The sequence below is a fragment of the Streptomyces sp. ACA25 genome (assembly GCF_028200735.1).
GTDB lineage: Bacteria > Actinomycetota > Actinomycetes > Streptomycetales > Streptomycetaceae > Streptomyces.
In genome coordinates this window covers 1-19,273 of record NZ_JAQKPV010000004.1, presented here as the reverse complement: position 1 = coordinate 19,273, position 19,273 = coordinate 1, and the positions used below count along the sequence as shown (strand labels likewise).

Genomic DNA, 19,273 nt, shown 5'->3' with positions numbered 1-19,273 from the left:
ATGCGCTTCCGGGCCCCCGGCACGCAGTCGTGCCGGTTCCTCACCGGTCGTGGTGCACCGGCGGGGTCACTCGCCGAACAGGTCCGCGTAGGTACCGAGCGCCATGGCGATGTCCGCCTGGGCCCAGAAGCGGTGGTACTCGAAGGTCGGCGCGGGGCCGCCGTCGAGGTGCGCCTGCACCTTGTCCCAGTCCGGGTCGTCGTGGTAGAAGGACCGGATCGAGTCGAAGGTCGCACCCGGCTCGATCACGTCGCCGTTGGGCATCGTGCCGCTCCAGCCTGCGGGAATGTAGATCTCCTCGTTGAAGCGGCTGTAGTCCCCGCGGGTCTCCGGCACCGCGATGCCGATGTCGTCCCGGTGGTGCCACATGGCGTCCAGGAGACCGGCCGCCATGTCCTTCGCCTCTTCGTTGCCGCTGGCCGCGGCGTAGAAGGCGAGGGTGTTGGCGAGCGAGCCGGCCACACCGGCGTCCTGGCTGTGGTCGGTCACCGTGACGCGCAGGCCCGAGTTGGAACCGGGGTTGGACGGGTTCCAGTTGTCCGGCTGGCCGGACCAGGAGAGCGTGGCGGGAATCTGGTAGTCCCCGTCGGTCCCGATGGTGACCTCGCTCATGGCCCAGGCGGCCCACTTGTCGAGGACGTCACCGACCGTGGAGTCCCCGGTCTCGTAGTAGTACTCGGCCAGCCGCTGCATGGACCAGGCCTGCATGCCGAACCACTCGTTCGACGGCGGGTCCCGGTAGACCGGGGCCTCGTCGTAGGTCATGCCGTAGAACGTCGCGGTACCGGCCGGCGGGTTGCCGTACGCACCCTCGTAGCTGTTGGTGACGCCACCCGCGATGCCGCCGTCCGCGGACTGCAGCCACTGGTACAGCTCCAGCTGGCGCTGGAGGCTGTTCTCCCAGTCGGCCGCGGCCGTCGGCGAGGCCGGGGCCAGGTCCGGGTCGGTGAGGAGCGCGTGCGCGGTCATCGGGTTCTGGTAGCCGAAGTGCGAGTGGCTGCCCCCGATGCGCCAGGCCCAGCCGGCCTCGGGGTCCATCGCTCCGCCCCAGGCGTAGTACCAGGAGAGCAGGTAGTGAGCGCTGTCGCGCCCGGTGCCGGCCGCACAGCCGGTCGGGCTGGTGCAGTCACCGATCTGCTTGAAGTACTTGTCGAACATGGCGTAGCGCAGGTAGTCGCCCATCTGCGCGGCCTTGGCCAGGGTGCCGGCGATCTCGCCGTGGTTGCCCTGCTCGGTGGCCCAGCGGTTGGCCCAGAAGGCCGCCTGCACCGCGCGGGCGTCGGCGTCCGGGGCAGCGGTGTAGCGCCACTGCTCGGCGTACCCCTCGTCCTCGACGTAGAGGTCGAGGAAGCCGTTCTCGCCGCCCCAGGTGAAGTCCTCGCACGAGGGGTGCGGCACGGTCCGCCAGACGGACTCCTGCGAGCCGCGCTGGAAGGTGTTGATGAACGACGGGCCCTCGGTCTCCGGGCCGCCGGCACACGGAGCGCCGGGCGAGTTGCCGAAGCCGTAGACGTTGTCCACGTCCTGCAGCCAGTGCATGCCGTAGATCTCGTCGGTGCCGTAGGTGGAGGACAGCTCGGCGGCCAGCGGGTCCTGGCCGACCGGGACGTCACTGTTCAGCGCCGAGGGATACGAGGAGTCCGTCGGGTACTCGGCGGCGTAGGTGGCCGGGCTGGACGGGTCGTAGAAGCTGTTCGTCGGCTGGTCGGCGGACCCGGGGATCATGTACTGCTCCATGAGCTCCCAGGAGTCGTTGAACGGCCCCCAGTCCTGGGTGACCTTGCCGTACATCGCCTCCATCCAGATCAGGTAGCTGTACGCCTCGGAGGTCGTCTCGTGCCCGTGGTCGGGCGCCTCGACGTTCAGCGTCTCCACCGCGTGGTACGGGATGCCCTCGGGCGAGAAGTACCCATTGGCCGGGTCCATGACCTGGTGATACAGCTCCAGGAAGCGCTCCTCGTACTCGCTGTCCGCACCGGCGAGCTGGGTGACCGTCACGGTCGCGGCCTCGTGACCGGGAGCGGCCGCGGTGAACACCGCGGACCCGCTGCCCTCGGCGGCGGCGGAGACCGTCACCTGCTGCGGGGTGTCCCAGTTGGCCGGGGTGAAGCTGAGCGAGGAGCCGTCGGAGACGGTCAGCGCGGAGTTGCCGGAGGTGCGCGACACTCCCACCGAGACGGTGCTCTCGGGCTGGGAGGAGAGGCTGACGCGGAAGGTGCCGGTACTGCCCGGTGCCACGCCCAGCGACGTCGGGCTGGCCACCACGGTCGGGGTGACCGGCTGGCTGTCCTCACCGCAGACCGTGCCGTTCACGCTGAACGTGCCCGGGGCGGCGTTGCTGCCGCTGTAGGTGAAGTTCGCGCCGGCGCTGACGGAAGCGCCCGCGGGGATGACCGCGTTCCAGGCGAGGTTGCTCAGGCTGACCGTCCGGCCGGACTGCGACCAGTCGGCGTTCCAGCCCTGGGAGAGCTGCTGGTTGCCGGCGTACTCATAGGAGACGGTCCAGCCGTCGATCGGGCTGGAGCCCTCGTTGTGGAGCGTGAGGTCGGCCGTGAAGCCGGAGCCCCAGTCGTTCACGCTGTAGTCGACGCTGCAGTCGGCCTCGTTCGCCTGCGCCGAACCACTCAGTGCGGACGTCAGGGTCAGCGGCAGTGCGAGCGCGGCAGCCGCCGCGATCAGCGCACGGCGGACACCGCGCCGCCTTCGCCTGGGGGAGGGGGGGTCACCGGTGGTCATTCCGCTGCGGATGCGCATGCGCGAGTCCTCCTTGCAGCCGAGGTGCGGGGGTGTTACATCTGACGTGTTCACGGAAACCAGTGGGAGCGCTCCCAAGGATCAGGGCAACCCCGGGGTGCGTCAATAGTCTTGACACAACCTCAGCTCCGAGGCCTGGTCAGCCGTCAATTCTCGAACGACCCCTTGGCGGGAGGCGACTCTTGGCGTTACCTTCCCTTCAACCAGTGGGAGCGGTTCCACCCGTCAGGCGCTTTTCGTTCGGCGCACCGTGGCATTTTGAGAGGACTGCAATGAGCCGCACCAACCCCCCACCCCGCCGGCGTTTGAGGCGTCGCACCGCGATATTGGCGACCGGGGCCATGGTGGCCGCCGCAGCCGGTACCGGCGGGCTGATGCAGAGCACCGCGTCCGCCGCTGAAGTCGGCTGTTCCGTCGACTACAGCACGAACGACTGGGGCTCCGGCTTCACCGCAAACATCTCGATCACCAATGAGAGTTCCAGCGCCCTCGATGGCTGGGAACTCACCTACTCCTACAGCGGTAACCAGCAGCTTTCTCAAGGCTGGAACGCCCAGTGGTCGCAATCCGGCCAGAACGTCACGGTCCGCGACATCGGCTGGAACTCCACCATCCCCGGCGGCGGCTCGGTCAGCGCGGGCGCCAACTTCACCTACTCGGGCACCAACGCGGCCCCGACCTCGTTCGCCGTCAACGGTGTGTCCTGCACCGGTGAGCCCGGCGACCCCGGCGACCCCGGCGACCCCGGTGACCCCGGTGACCCCGGAGGTCCCCACGACCGGGTCGACAACCCCTACGTCGGTGCCGATGTCTACGTGAACCCGGAGTGGTCCGCGAACGCCGCCGCGGAGCCGGGCGGCGACGCTGTCGCGCACCTGCCCACCGGCGTCTGGATGGACCGCATCGCGGCCATCGAGGGTTCGGGCCAGGCCGGAAACCGCACCATGGGTCTCGAGGACCACCTCGACGAGGCGGTCAACCAGGCCCAGGGAAGCGAGAACTTCGTCTTCCAGCTCGTCATCTACAACCTGCCCGGGCGTGACTGCGCCGCGCTCGCCTCCAACGGTGAGCTGGGCCCGGACGAGCTCGACCGCTACAAGGACGAGTACATCGCGCCGATCGCGGACATCCTGGACCAGGACAAGTACGCGGACCTGCGCATCGTCACCGTGATCGAGATCGACTCGCTGCCGAACCTGGTCACCAACGTCGGTGACGACCCCGGTGCCACCGAGATGTGCGACACGATGCTGGCGAACGGCAACTACGTGAAGGGTGTCGGCCACGCGCTGGCCACCCTGGGTGCCATTCCCAACGTCTACAACTACATCGACGCCGCGCACCACGGCTGGATCGGCTGGGACAGCAACTTCAGCCCGGCCGCGCAGATCTTCCACGAGGCGGCCAACGCCGAGGGCGCCACGGTCAACGACGTCCACGGCTTCATCACCAACACCGCCAACTACAGCCCCACCGTGGAGCCGTACTTCAGCATCACGGACACCATCGGCGGCGTCACGGTCCGCGAGTCGGCCTGGGTCGACTGGAACAACTACGCGGACGAGCAGTCGTTCGCCCAGGCGCTGCGCCAGGAACTGGTCAGCATCGGCTTCGACAGCAGTCTCGGCATGCTGATCGACACCTCCCGCAACGGCTGGGGCGGCCCGAACCGTCCCTCCGGCCCGGGTGCGCAGACCAACGTGGACGAGTACGTCGATTCCAGCCGGATCGAACAGCGCATCCACAAGGGCAACTGGTGCAACCAGGCCGGTGCCGGTCTCGGTGAGCGTCCCACCGCGGCGCCTGCCACGGGTATCGACGCCTACGTGTGGATCAAGCCCCCGGGGGAGTCCGACGGCTCCAGCCAGGAGATCGACAACGACGAGGGCAAGGGCTTCGACCGGATGTGTGACCCCACCTACGAGGGCAACGCCCGCAACGGTGAGAGCATGTCCGGCGCACTGCCCGACGCTCCGGTCGCGGGCCACTGGTTCTCCTCGCAGTTCCAGGAGCTGCTGGCGAACGCCTACCCCGCGGTGAACTGACCTCCCGGTCGGTGATCTGAGGACAGCGTCACCTGTACGACCCGGAGCCCCGGCCGCCCTGTGCGGCCGGGGCTCCGGCCGTGCTGACGCGGGTGACAGCCGGCCGGCGGGGCCGGAGCCGCGGTGCGCGGGACGGCCGGGCGGCCGTCCTCAGCGGGCGGCCCGGGCCAGATCCCAGCGGCGGGCACCGAACTGGGTGAGGGTCACCAGGGTCCGGCCGTCCGGGGAGAGCGCCACCCCGCCGGACAGCGCCCCGAAGGGGATGTCCGCCAGGATCCGCCCGGCGACCGCGTCCCAGATCACCCCGGCGCCGTGGCTGCCGGGAAAGTAGGCCAGTGGTCCCGCCTCCGCCCACACCAGCGTGCCCTCCGGCTGGTCGTTCATCGGCAGGTCGTGCACCGCGATCCGCGGCTCGGTCACCACCGGCCCGGCCCCGGTCAGCGGAATCGTCCACAGCGCCGCGTCCTGATGGTGGGTGGAACCCGCCACGCCAAGGAGCCCACCGTCGGGGGCGAAGGCCAGGCCGGTCATCTGCCGCAGCTGCGCGGGGCGGGCGTCCAGCAACACCTTGCCGCTCACCACGTCACGCACGCGCACCTGTCCGGCTCCGTCCCGGGTGCCGTACGCCACCCGGTCCCCGCCGGGGTCGAGCGCCACCCGGTCGAGGGAGTGTCCGTCCCGCCCGGGCCCGGCGGACCTGAGCGGCACGGTGAACTCGCGCACGGGCTTGCCGCTCACCGTGTCGAGCACGGCCACCCGGCCGGTCGCACGGGAACCGAGGACCAGCCGGCTCCCGTCCGCGCTGAAGCTCAGCAGCAATCCCTCCGGGCCGTGCGGCACTGCGGGCGGGAGGACGTAGTGCCAGCGGCCCGTGCCGTCCTCCACGTCGTTGAGCAGCAGATGGGCGCCGTCTCTCACCAGCGCCCGGGCGAGCACATCGCCCTGCGGGGCGAAAGCCAGAGCGGAGAGCTCGGTGGTGACCTCCTCGGGACCGGACGGCAGCAGGGTCACCAACGGCTCGCCGCTCCCCGGACCGGCTCCGGGTCCGGCTCCGGCTCCGGGCCAGCGGCACAGCACCTGGCGGCGCTCGGTGGAGATCCGGTCGAGCTTCGCCGAGAAGGCCAGACCGCGGGCCCCGTCGGTCACCGCGACGAGCAGGGTCGGCCAGTAGGAGCAGGGCAGCTCGGCGGTGCCCGGGGGCGGCCCACCGGGCGTCAGGTCTGCGGGCAGGCCGCTGAGAAGCACGTCACCGGGTGCGGGCGGCGGTGCCGGCGGGACACGAGCGCCTTGCGGTGCCAGTCCTGCGAGGAACCAGACGGTGATCTCCTCCTGCGCCACGACGAGCGCCCGGCCGTCCGGAGTGAACCCGGCGACGGCCGCGGCCGGGTCGGCCCACAGGGCCTGGCCGCAGCCGTTGAACAGCACGGAGCCGAAGTCCGCGCCGACAAAGGCGTACGGACCCGCGTCGGTCCACACCGCGCGGGTGGACATTGCGGCGAGCTGCGAGTCCGCGTCGACGCCGTCCGGTGCCTCTCCCGGCAGGATGAGCTCCCCCGCCGTGAGCTCCGGACGGTCCGCCGCCGGGTCGAAGGTGAGCAGGCGGGCGGCGGGGCGGGCCGCGGTGGCCAGCCCGGCCGCCTCGGGGACACCGCCGACCGCGCCGCCGACGACGAACAGGGCACTGCCGTCGGGGGCCATCGCAAGGGCGCCCACCGAGGTGAGTCCGGTGTCGGCGGAGGCCAGCAGGGCACCGCTGGCGACGTCGCGCACCACCACCTGTCCGGTGGGACCCGCATGGGCGAGGAGCTGTCCGGCGGCGTCCAGCGCCACCGGGCCGAACCCGTCCTGCCCGGCAGGGACGCGCAGCAGCACCGCCCCGGTGCGGGTCTGGACGACCGCGACGACGTCCGAACTGCCGGTGCCGACGGCGAGGCGGCCGCTGTCCGCGGAGAAGGCGAAATGAACGAGGTCGTCCAGGCTCAGGCTGCCGTCACCGGCAGCGTCTGCGCTTCCGGTCTGCTGCGGGCTCAGCCGCCAGAGCTCAGCGCCGGTCTCCGCGGACCAGGCGTGCCAACTCCCTTCGATCGCGGTGACAACCACGCTGCCGTCAGGGCTGATCTGCAGGTCGTGGGCCTCGTCGTGGCATTCGCTGCCCTGTGCGTACCAGACCAGCGGGGCGTCCCGGGTGGTTTCCCAGCGGACGAGGTCACCTCCGCGGTGCGGGGAGGGAGCGCCGCCACCCAGGGCGAGCCAGCGCAGGCCGGAGGGGGCTCCGACCGAGACGACACCGTGGTAGAACGACGCCGCTGCCTCACGGGCAGCCGGGCCGCCGTTCTCATGGCCGGAGCCCGCCGCGGCACCGGCACCTGAGGGGTCGCTCGGGAAGCCGTCATCCACGCAGGTGCCCTCCTCGCAGGTGTCCTCCTCGCAGACCTCCTCCGCCCAGTCGTCCTCCACCGGGTGTCCGACGGTGCCCGTCTCCACGCTGTCCAGCCGTCCGAGGCCGCGTGTCCCGGCGAGCGCGTGATGGGGCCGGATGTCGCCGGCGACCCACTGGGCCCACCAGCTGTCGGGCATCTCGCGCTGTGCGGCGGGCCAGCTCAGCACCTTCGGGGCAAGAGTGTCCAGCAGGCCGGGGTCGCAGGCTTCGAGGAGCGGACAGATTTCCTGCCAGGCAGCGCTGCTGGGCCGGGAGTCCAGCAGAGCGGCAAGGCGCTGAACGTCAGTCATGCAGCAGTTCTCGTCCATCCGGGATCGATCCAGCATCGGGTCGGTGGCGCGTCAGCCCAGGAAGTGCGCCTGCAGTCCCTCGGGGTTCGCGGTGATCAGCGCCCTGCCGTCGGGGGTGAGGTTCCACGAGGTGTCCCGCCCCATGCCCGCCACGGAGTGCAGCGGCCGGGCCTCGGCGAGGTCCCAGACGGTGACGGTGTCACCGGAGCGGACAGCGACCCGCGGCCCGTTCGCGCTCCACACCGGGCGGACGCACTGCTGCCGGGCCTCCCACGGCAACTCGCCCAGCTCGGTCCACGGCCCGCGCCGGCCCGGGCCCTCGGCCAGATCGAGCACCGTGGCCACGACTGTGCCCGCGGACATGCCGATCACCGCGAGCTCCCCTCCGTCGGGGCAGAAGGCCAGCCCGCAGCACCAGCCCATGCCGGTGGGGTACGTGGTGTGGGAGCCGTCGGCGAGGTCCAGGACAGCCACCCCGCCGTCGGGAGCGGGCTCACGGTCGCGGGAGAGCCGGAACGCCAGCCGGGCGCCCTCGGCGTCCACCGTGATCGCGCCGGTGCCTCCGATGGGGGCCGCCGCGTGCGCCCCCTCCTCACCGCTGAACAGCTGCCGGCCGCTGGCCGCCGCGATCGCGATCACGTTGTGGCTGTTCTGGTCGCAGCCCGCGACCGTGCCGCCGTCCCGGCTGACGGCGAGCCGGACGTGGCCCGCGTCCCCGTCGGTCGTGCACCCCGAGCGGCTCGCGGAGCGGCGCCACAGCTCGACCGGCCCGTCCAGGGACCAGTGCGCCAGACTTGCCACGTGCTGTTCGTCGGCCCCGCCGAGTGATGCGGTGAGCGTTGCCCCGTCCTGGCTGAACACCAGGTCCCGGACCACCGCGCCGTAAGTGCCCCGGGAAAGCGGCAGCCGCAGCGGAGGCCGGCCGGTGCGCGGCTCGAGCACCAGCAGCTCTCCCATACCGGGGAACCACGGGGCTGAGGTGGCGACGGCGATGCGGCCGAGCTCCTGCGAGGCCGCGACGCTCAGCACCCGCTGCGGGACGGCGGCCCGGCCCGGGAGCGGACGGCGGATGTCCAGAGCACCAGGTTCGCAGAGTTGTAGCACAGCCATGCCAGGACCCTAGACGCACGGAACGGCGCTGTGGGGAGGATGCGGCAACCGGGGGCGGTAACCGGCCGTTTCCCGCACGGCCGCGCGGCTGCCGGAACGGACACCGGCTGCCGTCCCGTCCGGGCACCGGTGGGTGCGCCCCGGCGCGGATGCCCGCCCGCAGGGCCGGTCCGGGCGACCGGAGCGGAACACCGGCGGTGCTGCGGGCGGGCCGCCGGCGGAGCAGCGTCCTCAGGTCCGCACGCTGCCCGGACAGGGCCGCGGGGTCGTGGTCAGGAGGAGGCGCGCCGGATGAGCTCGGTCGGCAGAACCTGCTGTACCCGGTCGGCCGTCCCACCGTTGAGCTGAGCCAGCAGGGCCCGCGTCATGGCCCGGCCCATGCCTTCCATCGGCTGCCGGACGCTGGTCAGCGCCGGTTCCATGTGGCGGGCGATGGCGGAGTCGTCGAATCCGACGAGCGCCACATCGTCCGGAACCGAACGGCCGGCTTCGCGCAGTGCGCGCCGGGCGCCTGCGGCCATCAGGTCCGAGGCGCAGAACACCGCGTCCAGCGCCGGCCTGCGCCGCAGCAGCTCACGCATCGCGGCGTAGCCGCTCTCCTCGGTGAAGTCACCGTGCACGACGAGGTCTCCGTCACCGTCCCGGCCGGCCGCCCGCAGCGCCTCCTGGTAACCGTCGAGCCGGCAGCGCGCAGCGTACATGTCACGGGGGCCGGTGATCGTCGCCACCAGGGTGCGCCCCCGGCCCAGCAGGTGCTCCACGGCGACCTGCGCGCCTCCGAGGTTGTCGCAGTCCACGTGCGGAAAGGATTCGTCGGCCGACCGCCGGCCGTTCATCACTGCCGGAATGCCGTGTTCGGAGAGCTGGTCCGGCAGCGGGTCCTCGCCGTGCACGGAGACCAGGAGCACCCCGTCCACGCGGTGGCTGGCCGCGTACTGTGCGAAGCGCTGCCGCTCCTTCGGGGTACGGCTCAGGGTGAGCAGCAGCTGGATGTCGGTATCGGCCAGCTCGGCGCTGACCCCGCGGATGATGGCGGAGAAGTAGGGCTCGGCGAAGAGCCGGGCCTCCGGCTCGGGGACCACGAGCGCGATGGCGTCGGCCCGGTTCGCTGCCAGGGCGCGTGCGGCGCGGTGCGGTACGTAACCGAGGTCGGCGATTGCCTGTTCGACAGCGGCCCGGGTCCGGTCGCTGACCCGGGGGGAGCCGTTGATCACCCGGGACACGGTGCCGCGACCCACCCCGGCGCGGTGCGCGACCTGCTCGAGTGTAGGTCTCCCGTCGCGGCCGGCGCCGCGCCTCAGCACTGTCATGGGTTCCTCCCGTTGTCGCCCCAGGATCCAACTACATCACGGATGTGCGTAGGTGCAGCCCTACGGCTTGACACTCGTCGAACGCTCGGGGAATCTTCAGACCATCACGTTTGGGAGCGCTCCCATCCGCCCTAAACCCTACACAACCGATACGTTCCGAGCCCGGGCGATGTTTCACACCCCCACGCGCCGCAGAACGGCCGGGAAGGCAACGTCAGTGCGCCAGGAGGACGACCACATGCGTCATACACCCAACGGGCCGCGCAGAATGCGCGGCCGTACCACCCGAGCGATCGCCACGGGTGCGGCGGTCGCGCTCAGCGCCGGGCTGCTCGCCGCTTGCGGAAGCGACGACGGCGGCAGCAACAACAGCAACGGCGGCGACGGCCCGTCCGACGTGACCCTCAAGGTCGGCGTCTTCGGGCAGATGGACTTCACCGAGCTGTACGACCAGTACATGGACGAGAACCCGCACGTCACCATCGAGCAGAACTCCATTCAGGAGAACCGGGACTACTACCAGGCGCTGATCACCCGGCTGCCCACCGGCAGCGGGCTCAACGACATCCAGGCGCTCGAAGTCGACAACATCTACGAGATGGCGAACGACCTCGGTGAGTTCTGGGTGGACCTCAACGAGACCGACGCGGACCTGAGCCACTTCGTGGACTGGAAGGTCGGCCAGGCCACCAGCGCCGACGGCCGCACCATCGGCTTCGGCACCGACATCGGCCCGATGGCGATCTGCTACCGCACCGACCGCTTCGAGGAGGCGGGGCTGCCCACCGACCGCGACGAGGTCGGCGCGCTGTGGGAGGGCGGCTGGGAAGAGTACATCGAGGTCGGCCAGGACTTCATGGCCGGCACTCCGGGTGACGTCGCCTTCGTGGACTCCTCCGGCGGCATGTTCAACGCGGTCCTCAACGGCTACTCCGAGAAGATGTACAACGCCGAGGGCGAGGTCATCTACCAGGACAGCGAGGCCGTCCAGACCGCGTGGGACCTCAGCGTGCAGGTCGCCGAGGCCGAGATGAGCGCCCAGCAGGACCAGTTCTCGGAGGAGTGGAACCGCTCCTTCGCCAACGGTGACTTCGCCACCGTCTCCTGCCCCGCCTGGATGCTCGGCTACATCCAGGACAAGTCCGGCGCCGACGGCGAGGGCAACTGGGACGTCACCTCCGCCCCGCTCCCCTCGAACTGGGGAGGCTCCTTCCTCGCGGTGCCCGAGGCCTCGCAGCACCAGGAAGAGGCCGTCAAGCTCGCCGCCTGGCTGACCGCTCCGGAGCAGCAGACCGCGCTCTTCGCCACGCAGGGCAACTTCCCCAGCTCCGCCACCGCGCAGGAGTCGCCCGAGGTCGCGGACACCACGCACGAGTACTTCAACGCCGCGCCCATCGGCCAGATCTTCTCCGATGCGGCCCAGGGCATCCCGATGAGCACCATCGGCGCCCGGGACCAGACCATCCGGGAGGCCCTGACCGACGGCCTCGTCCAGATCGAGCAGCAGGGCGAGTCGGCTGACGACGCCTGGGACAACACGGTCCGCTCGATCGAGAACGCCCTGGCAGACTGACCGGACAGGCGATGACAACTGATCACCGTGCCGCCGCGCCCCTCACTTCGAGGGGCGCGGCCCCGCCGGACCACCGCCCACCACCGGAATCCAAGGAAGAGCGCAAGCTGCGGCGCCGCTCCCGCCGTTACCTGCGGGACGCCAAATGGAGTCCGTACGCCTTCATCACCCCCTTCTTCGTCTTCTTCGCAGCCTTCGGCCTCTTCCCGCTGATCTTCACCGGGTGGGCCTCCCTGCACCGGGTGTCACTGCAGCGCCCCACCGAGATGGAATGGGTGGGCTTCTACAACTTCACCCGCCTGCTGGGTGACGAGTTCTTCTGGAACGCCCTGCGCAACACCTTCACCATCGGGGTCATCGCGACGGTGCCCCAGCTGCTGATGGCCCTGGGCCTCGCACACCTGCTGAACTACAAGCTCCGGAACAGCATGCTGTTCCGGGTCGCGATGCTGACCCCGTACGCCACCTCGGTGGCCGCCGCCACGCTGGTCTTCGCCATGCTCTACGGGCGCGACTACGGAATGATCAACTGGGCCCTCGGCCTGGTCGGCGTCGACAACATCAGCTGGGAGGCGGGCACCTGGAGTTCACAGATAGCTGTGTCGACCATCGTCATCTGGCGGTGGACGGGATACAACACACTGATTTATCTGGCAGCCATGCAGGCGGTGCCGAACGAGCTCTACGAGTCGGCGTCGATCGACGGAGCGTCGCGCTGGCAGCAGTTCCTGCACGTGACGATCCCCTCGCTGCGTCCCACGATCCTGTTCACCGTGGTGATCTCCACGATCGGTGCGACACAGCTCTTCGGTGAGCCACTGCTCTTCGGCGGGACGCCCTCCGGCGGATCGCAGAACCAGTACCAGACGCTGGGCCTGTACCTCTACGAGATGGGCTGGTCGAACTTCAACCTCGGCCGGGCCTCCGCCATCGCCTGGACGATGTTCATCCTGCTCATCATCATCGGGCTCATCTACTGGGCGTTCGCCAAGTGGATCGGCAAGAGTCAAGGAAAGGGGGCGTGAGGCATGAGCGTCTCCGATCTTGACACCCGGCAGGCCGGCACCCCGCCGCCCGAGACCCGCCGGCACCGCCGCCCGCGCGGCAAAGCCGGCAAACACCTGCACGGCAGCTGGCTGACCTACCTGATTCTGATCATCTTCACGGTGGGCTCGCTGTTTCCGCTGGTGTGGACCCTGTTCGCCGCCTCGCACAGCAACACCCGGCTGGCACAGACCCCTCCCCCGTTCTGGTTCGGCGGGGATCTGTGGACCAACCTGGACCAGGCGTGGAACACCGCCAACATGGGCACCGCGCTGTTCAACACGCTCTTCGTGGCGGGCACGATCACCGTCAGTACGGTGCTCTTCGCCACGCTGGCCGGTTACGCCTTCGCCAAGCTCCAGTTCAAGGCCAAGAACATGCTGCTGCTCCTTGTGATCGGCACCATGATGGTGCCGCCGCAACTGAGTGTGGTGCCGCTGTTCATGGCCATCGCCGAACTGCAGTGGACCGACCGGCTGCAGGCCGTCATTCTGCCGATGATGGTGAGCGCCTTCGGGGTGTTCTTCATGCGCCAGTACCTCGTGCAGGCGCTCCCGACGGAGCTCATCGAGGCGGCCCGGGTGGACGGCGCGCACAGCCTGCGGGTCGTGTGGCACGTGGTCTTCCCCATCGCGCGGCCCGCGATGGCCGTGCTGGGCATGCTCACCTTCGTGCTCGCCTGGAACGAGTTCTTCTGGCCGATCATCGCGCTCACCCAGCAGAACCCGACCGTCCAGGTCGCGCTCACCGGTCTGGGACGCGGTTATGTGCCCGATCAGGGAGTGATCATGGCCGGCGCTCTTCTGGGCACGCTGCCCCTGCTCATCGCCTTCGTGCTCTTCGGCAGGCAGATCGTCGGAGGCATCATGACGGGCGCGGTGAAGGGCTGAGTCCTGCTCGGCACCGCCTCACCAGCTGAGGCTCACTTCCTCTTCCTACGACCAGAAATGGGAGCGCTTCCATGACGGAGAGTCATACTCGCACCTTTCCACCGGACTTCGTATGGGGATCGGCCACCGCCTCCTACCAGATCGAGGGAGGCGTCCGGGAGGGCGGCCGCACCCCGTCGATCTGGGACACCTTCAGCCACACCCCCGGCAAGGTGCTCGCCGGTGACACCGGTGACGTGGCCTGCGACCACTACCACCGGGTGACGGAAGACCTCGACCTGATGGCCGGGCTCGGCCTGAACGCCTACCGCTTCTCCGTGTCCTGGTCCCGGGTGCAGCCCACCGGGCGCGGTCCCGCCGTGCAGAGCGGTCTCGACTTCTACCGGGACCTCGCGGACGGTCTGCTGGAGCGCGGCATCACGCCGGTGCTCACCCTGTACCACTGGGACCTGCCGCAGGAGCTGGAGGACGCGGGCGGCTGGCCGGAGCGGGAGACCGCGCTGCGCTTCGCCGACTACGCGCACCTGGTCGGTGAGGCCCTGGGCGACCGGGTGCAGATGTGGACCACGCTCAACGAGCCCTGGTGCTCCTCCTCGCTGGGCTACGGCTCCGGGGTGCACGCCCCGGGCCGTACCGAGCCCGAGTCGGTGCTGCGCTCCGCGCACCACCTCAATCTCGGGCACGGCCTGGCCACCCAGGCGCTGCGGAGCGTCCTGCCGGCCGGGGGCCAGGTTTCCATCACCCTCAACCCGGCGGCTGTCCGTCCGCGGAGCGACTCGGCGGCCGACGTCAACGCCGCGCGCCGGATCGACGCCCTGCAGAACCGCATCTACACCGGTCCGCTGCTGCAGGGGGCCTACCCCGAGGACCTGTTGCAGGACACCGCGCGGGTCTCCGACTGGTCGTTCGTCAAGGACGGCGACACCCGGATCATCCACCAGCCGCTGGACTCGCTGGGCATCAACTACTACTGCCCGACCCTGGTGTCGGCGACCGCCCCGGGCAAGGCCGCCACCCGCAACGACGGTCACGGAGCGTCCGCGCACTCCCCGTGGGTGGCCTGCGACGACATCGAGTTCCACCAGTACCCAGGCCCGCTGACCGAGATGGGCTGGTCCATCGACCCGACCGGGCTCACCGAGCTCCTCATGCGCTTCCACCGGGAGGCACCGGGGCTGCCTCTGTACATCACCGAGAACGGTGCGGCGTTCGACGACAAGCCGGACGCCAACGGTGCGGTGCACGACCCGGACCGGATTTCCTACGTGCACGGCCACCTCGCCGCCGTGCATCAGGCCATGGAGCAGGGCGCCGATGTCCGCGGCTACTTCCTGTGGTCGCTGCTGGACAACTTCGAGTGGGCCTACGGGTACAGCAAGCGGTTCGGCATGGTCCACGTGGACTTCGACTCGCTCCAGCGGACCCCGAAGTCCAGCGCCCAGTGGTACTCCGGGGTGATCAAGAACGGGGAGCTGCCCGCGCAGGTCTGACCCTCCGGACCGCGGTTTCCCGCGTGGTGCCGCGAGCGGAGGGGGCTCGCGGCGCTCCACCCCTTTCAGGCCCTGGCCCGGCGCCGCCCACCGCGGCGCCGGGCCGGGGCCGTCCTGACCCCGTCCAGCGGGAGCCACAGCCGGATCTCCGCCCCGCCCAGCACGGAACGGCCGATCGCCACGTCGCCCCCGGTGGCCTCCGCCAGCCGCCGCACGATGTCGAGACCGAGCCCGGTGGAGCCCGGCCCGCCGTGCCCGAGGCCGCGGCGCAGGGCCGTCTCCGGGTCGGCGATTCCCGGCCCGGCGTCCGAGACCAGCACGATGACGGAGCCGCTGCCGTCACCGCGGTGCACATCGACCGCGAACGCGGTGCCCTCCGGAGTGTGCCGGAACACATTGCCCAGCATGGCGTCGAGCGCCGCCGCCAGTTCGCCGCGCGCCACCGGAACCCGTACCGGCAGCTCCGCCCCGGCCGTGCCGGCCTCACGGCCCTGGTCCTCGGCGAGGGCCGACCAGAAGGCCATCCGCTCCCGCACCACCTCGGCGACATCGGTGTCCACGGGTGCTGCGGCGGTTCCCTCTCCGGACAACGCCGACTGCTGCTCACGGGCGGTGCGGATGATGGTGTCCACCTCGTTCTCCAGCTGGGCGACCGCCTGCCGGGTCTGCTCCGCCGCGTCGCCGCTCCCCAGCGAGGCCACATTGAGGCGCAGCACCGTCAACGGGGTCCGCAGCCGGTGCGAAAGGTCCGCCGCCAGCTCCCGCTCGTTCTCCAGCAGCCGGGCCACCTGGCGGGCCATCGAGTTGAAGGCGGCGGCGGCCGACCGCAGCTCGGCCGGCCCTTGCTCGGGCACCCGCACCCCGAGCCGGCCCTCACCCAGCGCGTGGGCGGCCGACGCCAGTTGCTCGGCCGGACGAACGGTGCGGCGGCCCAGCCGGTCCGCGACCGCGACGGAGCCGACGATCAGCGTGAGGCCCACCCCGGCGAGCACCAGCCAGGCCGTGGTGACGCCGGTGGTGAGCTCCGCGTTCGGCACGTACACCTCGACGAGCGCGATCCGGCCGCCCTCGATGGCCGTGGGCTGGAGCAGCGCGACACCGCCAGGCACATCCAGGAATGCCGCCCGGCCCATCCGGACGGCCGCCCGTATCTGCTCCGCACCGGCCCGGTGTTCACCGATGTCGAGGGCGCCGCGCGCTCCCCCGGCCGGAACGTGCACCGCGATCCGGCCGTCCGCGCCGGCCTCGGTACTGGCCACGGCCCGCTGCAACTGCCCGAGATCGGTGGTGATGGCCAGTGCGGGGGAGAGCGCGGCGGCCTGCCGTTCCGCGTTGCTCAGCGCCCGGTCGCCGGCCATCTCCTTGACGACGAGCCCGAGCGGCACGGCAAAGGCGAGCACCACCATGGAGGTCACCGCGAGGGAGATCCGGACCAGGGCCCATCTCATGCGGAGGGCTCCACAGCCTCCAGCTTGACGCCCACTCCGCGCAGCGTGTGCAGGTAACGCGGGCGGGCCGCGGTCTCCCCGAGCTTGCGGCGCAGCCAGGAGAGGTGCACGTCGATGGTCTGGTCGTCGCCGTAGGACTGCTGCCACACCTCGGTCAGCAGCTCCTTGCGGGCCACCACCACGCCCGGGCGCTCTGCCAGGTAAGCCAGCAGGTCGAACTCACGGCGGGTCAGGTCGAGCGGGTGGCCGTCGAGCCGGGCCTGTCGTCGCAACGGGTCGACCGCGAGGCCACCGACCCGCAGCACACGGTCCCGCTGGACGGCGGGTCCGGTGGATCCGGCCCGGCGCAGCACCGCCGACATCCGCGCGGAGAGATGCTCCGGGGAGAACGGCTTGACCAGGTAGTCGTCAGCACCGGCGTTGAGCAGGCGGACGATCTCCGTCTCGTCGTCCCGGGCGGTCGCGATGATCACCGGGACGTCGGTGATGCCGCGCATCATCTTCAGCGCCTCGGATCCGTCGAGGTCGGGCAGCCCGAGGTCGAGGATCACCGCGTCGAAGCGCAGCTGCGCCACTTCCCGCAGCGCTTCCAGAGCGGTGCCCACGCTGCGGACGGTGTGGGCGGCATCGGTGAGATGCCGGATCAGGGCCGAGCGGACGAACGGGTCGTCCTCCACCACGAGCACATGCGCCATGCGCGGCACGGTACGCCATTAGAGTGATGCTGATGCTGCGACAGCTGGTGCACGCCGGAACCTGGGCGGCGGCGACGGCCGCGGCCGTGGCGCTGTCGTGGTTCGGCGTGACCTCGGTACTCAAGGGCACGGTGCATGACCCGCCCCGGGCGCTGCCGGTGTCCCACGCCCCCTCGTGGGCGGGCCCGCAGGAGACGGACACCCCGGCCCCCGACGCGTCGTCCACACACCGCCCCCGGCCGGAACCGCCCGCTGCGCAGGAGGAGCCGGACGGCGGCCGGGCCTCCGGGGAGAGTCCCGAACCGGGCACCGGGCAGCCCTCCTCCCCGGTCGCCCAGGACCCGCCCGCAGTTCCGGCCACCACGCCGGCCGAGCAGCGGGGCGACAGCGTCGAGACGGTCCGCACCGACGGCGGCCGGGTGGCGTTCGCCCTCGCCGAGGAGTCGGCGGAGCTGGTGTCGGCCAGTCCGGAGGCAGGGTGGGAGATGCAGGTGTGGGAGCAGGACGCCTGGATCCGGGTGACCTTCTCCGCGGGTGACCGGGCACTCTCGGTCTTCTGCACCTGGAACGGCCACCCGCCGAGGATCGACTTCCACGAGGAGTGAGTCAGCCGGCCCACACCTCGGCCGGGACGACCCGCCGGACGGCGATGTCGAACACGGCCAGCTCCGGTTCGGCTCCGGCGTCGCGGAAGAGATGGGGTGCTGCCCGCAGCTTCGGCGAGGACCGCACGGCCTCCAGGGCTGCCCGGCTCCGCCACACCGACTGCACCCGCCAGCGGCCCTCCGCACCGCGCAGCAGCTCGGTCCGGATCAGCCCGTCGGGCAGCGGCAGGGCCACCAGCTCCCGGTAGGCGGCCACCAGCTCCGGCTCCCGCTCCGGCGCGACCACGGCGCTGACCTCGCTCAACACCTGTCCGATCACCGTCCTCACCTCCCGTCCCTCCACGCTACGCCGCACCGCGCGCGCCGCACGCCGGCGGCGGCGGAGTGCGGGCGGTACGGGGCCGGATGAACCACCGGGAGCCGGGCCCGGGCGGACCGGCTCAGTGGAAGGCCCCGGGGGGCGGCTGAGGGGAGTCGGTGGCCGTCGCGTCGGTGACGACCGAGGCGCCTCCGGTGAAGCCTGCCAGTTCGCGGCCGGTGAGGAGCCGTCCAGGGTGCGGGTCGCCCGCACACCGGCGGGTGAGCTCAGCGGTGGGCAGCTCCCCGTCGGCGGCGAGCAGGATGGCGTTGCCGAAGCGCCGGCCGCGGAGCACCGCGGGGTCGGCGACCAGACACACCTCGGGGAACCTGCTGCGTACCGTGGCCACTTGGGCGCGCAGGTGGTGCAGCGGCGGGCCGTCGGCGAGGTTGGCGGTGTAGGAGCCGCCCGGGCGCAGCACCCGGCGGACCTCGTCCAGGAACTCTCCGCTGGTGCAGTGCGCGGGGGTGCGGGCCCCGTGGAATATGTCCGCGAGAACCAGGTCCGCCCATCCCTCGGGCAGCCCGGCGAGCACGTCCCGGGCGTCCGCGCCGCGTACCCGGACGCGGCTGCCGTCCGGCAGCGGGAGCCGCTGCCGGACGAACGCGGTCAGCCGGGTGTCGGGCTCGGCGACCTGCTGGACGGAGCGCGGCCGGGTGACGGCGAGGTAGCGGGCCAGCGTGAGCCCTCCGCCACCGAGGTGCAGGGCGGACAGCGGACGGCCGGCCGGCGCTGCCAGGTCGGCGACGTGTCCGAGCCTGCGCTGGTACTCGAAGGCGAGCCGGGCGGGTTCGTCGAGGTCGACGTGGGACTGCGGTGCGCCGTCGAGCAGCAGTTCCCAGCCGTTCGGCCGGTCGGGGTCGGGAAGCAGCTGGGCGAGCCCGCCGCCGACGGTTTCGCTCACCGGTTCCCGGCCGCCGGTGCGCCGCCCGCTTCTTCTGCTCACGGGCTCCAGTATGCGGCCCCGCGCGGCCTCGGCCACTCGGGTGAACCAGTGGCCGGTCCCGGGGGAGGACCGCCGGTGGCGGCGAACGCCCGGAAGCTTCAGCGTGATCTAGCGCGGAACCCCGGGTGTTCACGCCCGGGAGGAAGCGCTTCTCAGGATGGGGGTGACCTGTGCTGGGGCACGGGTCCGCACTGTTGACCTCAGCCGGGACGTTTCTGGTTCTCGATGTACTCCTTGATGACCGCCAGCGGTGCGCCGCCGCAGGATGCGGCGAA

14 protein-coding genes and 1 pseudogene are annotated in these 19,273 nt (G+C 71.2%); 6 read left to right on the top strand and 9 right to left on the bottom strand.

Going from position 1 to position 19,273, the window contains the following annotated elements:
* Window positions 1-66: 66 nt before the first annotated feature.
* Complete coding sequence (locus PJ985_RS08085; RefSeq protein ID WP_271682914.1) at window positions 67-2,754, bottom strand: glycoside hydrolase family 48 protein; 2,688 nt, start codon at window positions 2,752-2,754, stop codon at window positions 67-69.
* A 272-nt stretch (window positions 2,755-3,026) separates the two neighbouring features.
* On the opposite strand from PJ985_RS08085, the gene PJ985_RS08080 reads away from it, so the two are divergent.
* Window positions 3,027-4,799, top strand: coding sequence for a glycoside hydrolase family 6 protein (locus PJ985_RS08080; protein ID WP_271682913.1), 1,773 nt, complete (start codon window positions 3,027-3,029; stop codon window positions 4,797-4,799).
* A 150-nt stretch (window positions 4,800-4,949) separates the two neighbouring features.
* Here PJ985_RS08080 and PJ985_RS08075 read toward each other — a convergent pair whose 3' ends face one another.
* The 3 genes from PJ985_RS08075 to PJ985_RS08065 all read right to left on the bottom strand — a co-directional run bounded on the left by PJ985_RS08075 (window position 4,950) and on the right by PJ985_RS08065 (window position 9,949).
* Window positions 4,950-7,529 carry a WD40 repeat domain-containing protein gene (locus PJ985_RS08075; RefSeq protein ID WP_271682912.1) on the bottom strand — a complete coding sequence of 860 codons (2,580 nt, stop codon included), beginning with the start codon at window positions 7,527-7,529 and terminating at the stop codon, window positions 4,950-4,952.
* Between the two features lie 51 nt (window positions 7,530-7,580).
* Window positions 7,581-8,639, bottom strand: a complete 1,059-nt coding sequence (locus PJ985_RS08070) for a WD40 repeat domain-containing protein (protein WP_271682911.1) — start codon at window positions 8,637-8,639, stop codon at window positions 7,581-7,583.
* 272 nt (window positions 8,640-8,911) lie between these two features.
* Complete coding sequence (locus PJ985_RS08065; RefSeq protein WP_271682910.1) at window positions 8,912-9,949, bottom strand: LacI family DNA-binding transcriptional regulator; 1,038 nt, start codon at window positions 9,947-9,949, stop codon at window positions 8,912-8,914.
* Window positions 9,950-10,187: 238 nt separating this feature from the next.
* On the opposite strand from PJ985_RS08065, the gene PJ985_RS08060 reads away from it, so the two are divergent.
* From PJ985_RS08060 to PJ985_RS08045, 4 genes are all read left to right on the top strand, one after another.
* Complete coding sequence (locus PJ985_RS08060) at window positions 10,188-11,522, top strand: ABC transporter substrate-binding protein (RefSeq protein ID WP_271682909.1); 1,335 nt, start codon at window positions 10,188-10,190, stop codon at window positions 11,520-11,522.
* 11 nt (window positions 11,523-11,533) lie between these two features.
* Window positions 11,534-12,547, top strand: a complete 1,014-nt coding sequence (locus PJ985_RS08055; protein WP_271682908.1) for a carbohydrate ABC transporter permease — start codon at window positions 11,534-11,536, stop codon at window positions 12,545-12,547.
* Between the two features lie 3 nt (window positions 12,548-12,550).
* Window positions 12,551-13,456, top strand: a complete 906-nt coding sequence (locus PJ985_RS08050) for a carbohydrate ABC transporter permease (RefSeq protein ID WP_271682907.1) — start codon at window positions 12,551-12,553, stop codon at window positions 13,454-13,456.
* A 71-nt stretch (window positions 13,457-13,527) separates the two neighbouring features.
* Window positions 13,528-14,946, top strand: a complete 1,419-nt coding sequence (locus PJ985_RS08045) for a GH1 family beta-glucosidase (protein WP_271682906.1) — start codon at window positions 13,528-13,530, stop codon at window positions 14,944-14,946.
* Between the two features lie 65 nt (window positions 14,947-15,011).
* On the opposite strand, the gene PJ985_RS08040 is transcribed toward PJ985_RS08045, so the two are convergent.
* Both PJ985_RS08040 and PJ985_RS08035 read right to left on the bottom strand, forming a co-directional pair.
* Window positions 15,012-16,394 (bottom strand): HAMP domain-containing sensor histidine kinase, encoded by a 1,383-nt coding sequence (locus tag PJ985_RS08040; protein ID WP_271682905.1) that lies wholly within the window; start codon window positions 16,392-16,394, stop codon window positions 15,012-15,014.
* Window positions 16,391-17,089 (bottom strand): response regulator transcription factor, encoded by a 699-nt coding sequence (locus PJ985_RS08035; protein WP_271682904.1) that lies wholly within the window; start codon window positions 17,087-17,089, stop codon window positions 16,391-16,393. Before PJ985_RS08035 ends, PJ985_RS08040 begins: the two co-directional genes overlap by 4 nt.
* 32 nt (window positions 17,090-17,121) lie before the next feature.
* Between PJ985_RS08035 and PJ985_RS08030 the strand changes: the two genes are divergently transcribed.
* The gene (locus PJ985_RS08030) at window positions 17,122-17,694 is read left to right on the top strand and encodes a hypothetical protein (protein WP_271682903.1); all 573 of its coding nucleotides are present in this window, start codon (window positions 17,122-17,124) and stop codon (window positions 17,692-17,694) included.
* Between the two features lies 1 nt (window position 17,695).
* On the opposite strand, the gene PJ985_RS08025 is transcribed toward PJ985_RS08030, so the two are convergent.
* The 3 genes and pseudogenes from PJ985_RS08025 to PJ985_RS23440 form a co-directional block, all read right to left on the bottom strand.
* Complete coding sequence (locus tag PJ985_RS08025) at window positions 17,696-18,013, bottom strand: antibiotic biosynthesis monooxygenase family protein (protein ID WP_271682902.1); 318 nt, start codon at window positions 18,011-18,013, stop codon at window positions 17,696-17,698.
* A 121-nt stretch (window positions 18,014-18,134) separates the two neighbouring features.
* Window positions 18,135-18,998 carry a spermidine synthase gene (locus tag PJ985_RS08020; RefSeq protein WP_271682901.1) on the bottom strand — a complete coding sequence of 288 codons (864 nt, stop codon included), beginning with the start codon at window positions 18,996-18,998 and terminating at the stop codon, window positions 18,135-18,137.
* Between the two features lie 200 nt (window positions 18,999-19,198).
* A pseudogene (locus PJ985_RS23440) lies at window positions 19,199-19,273 on the bottom strand (IS200/IS605 family transposase); the annotation flags it as partial.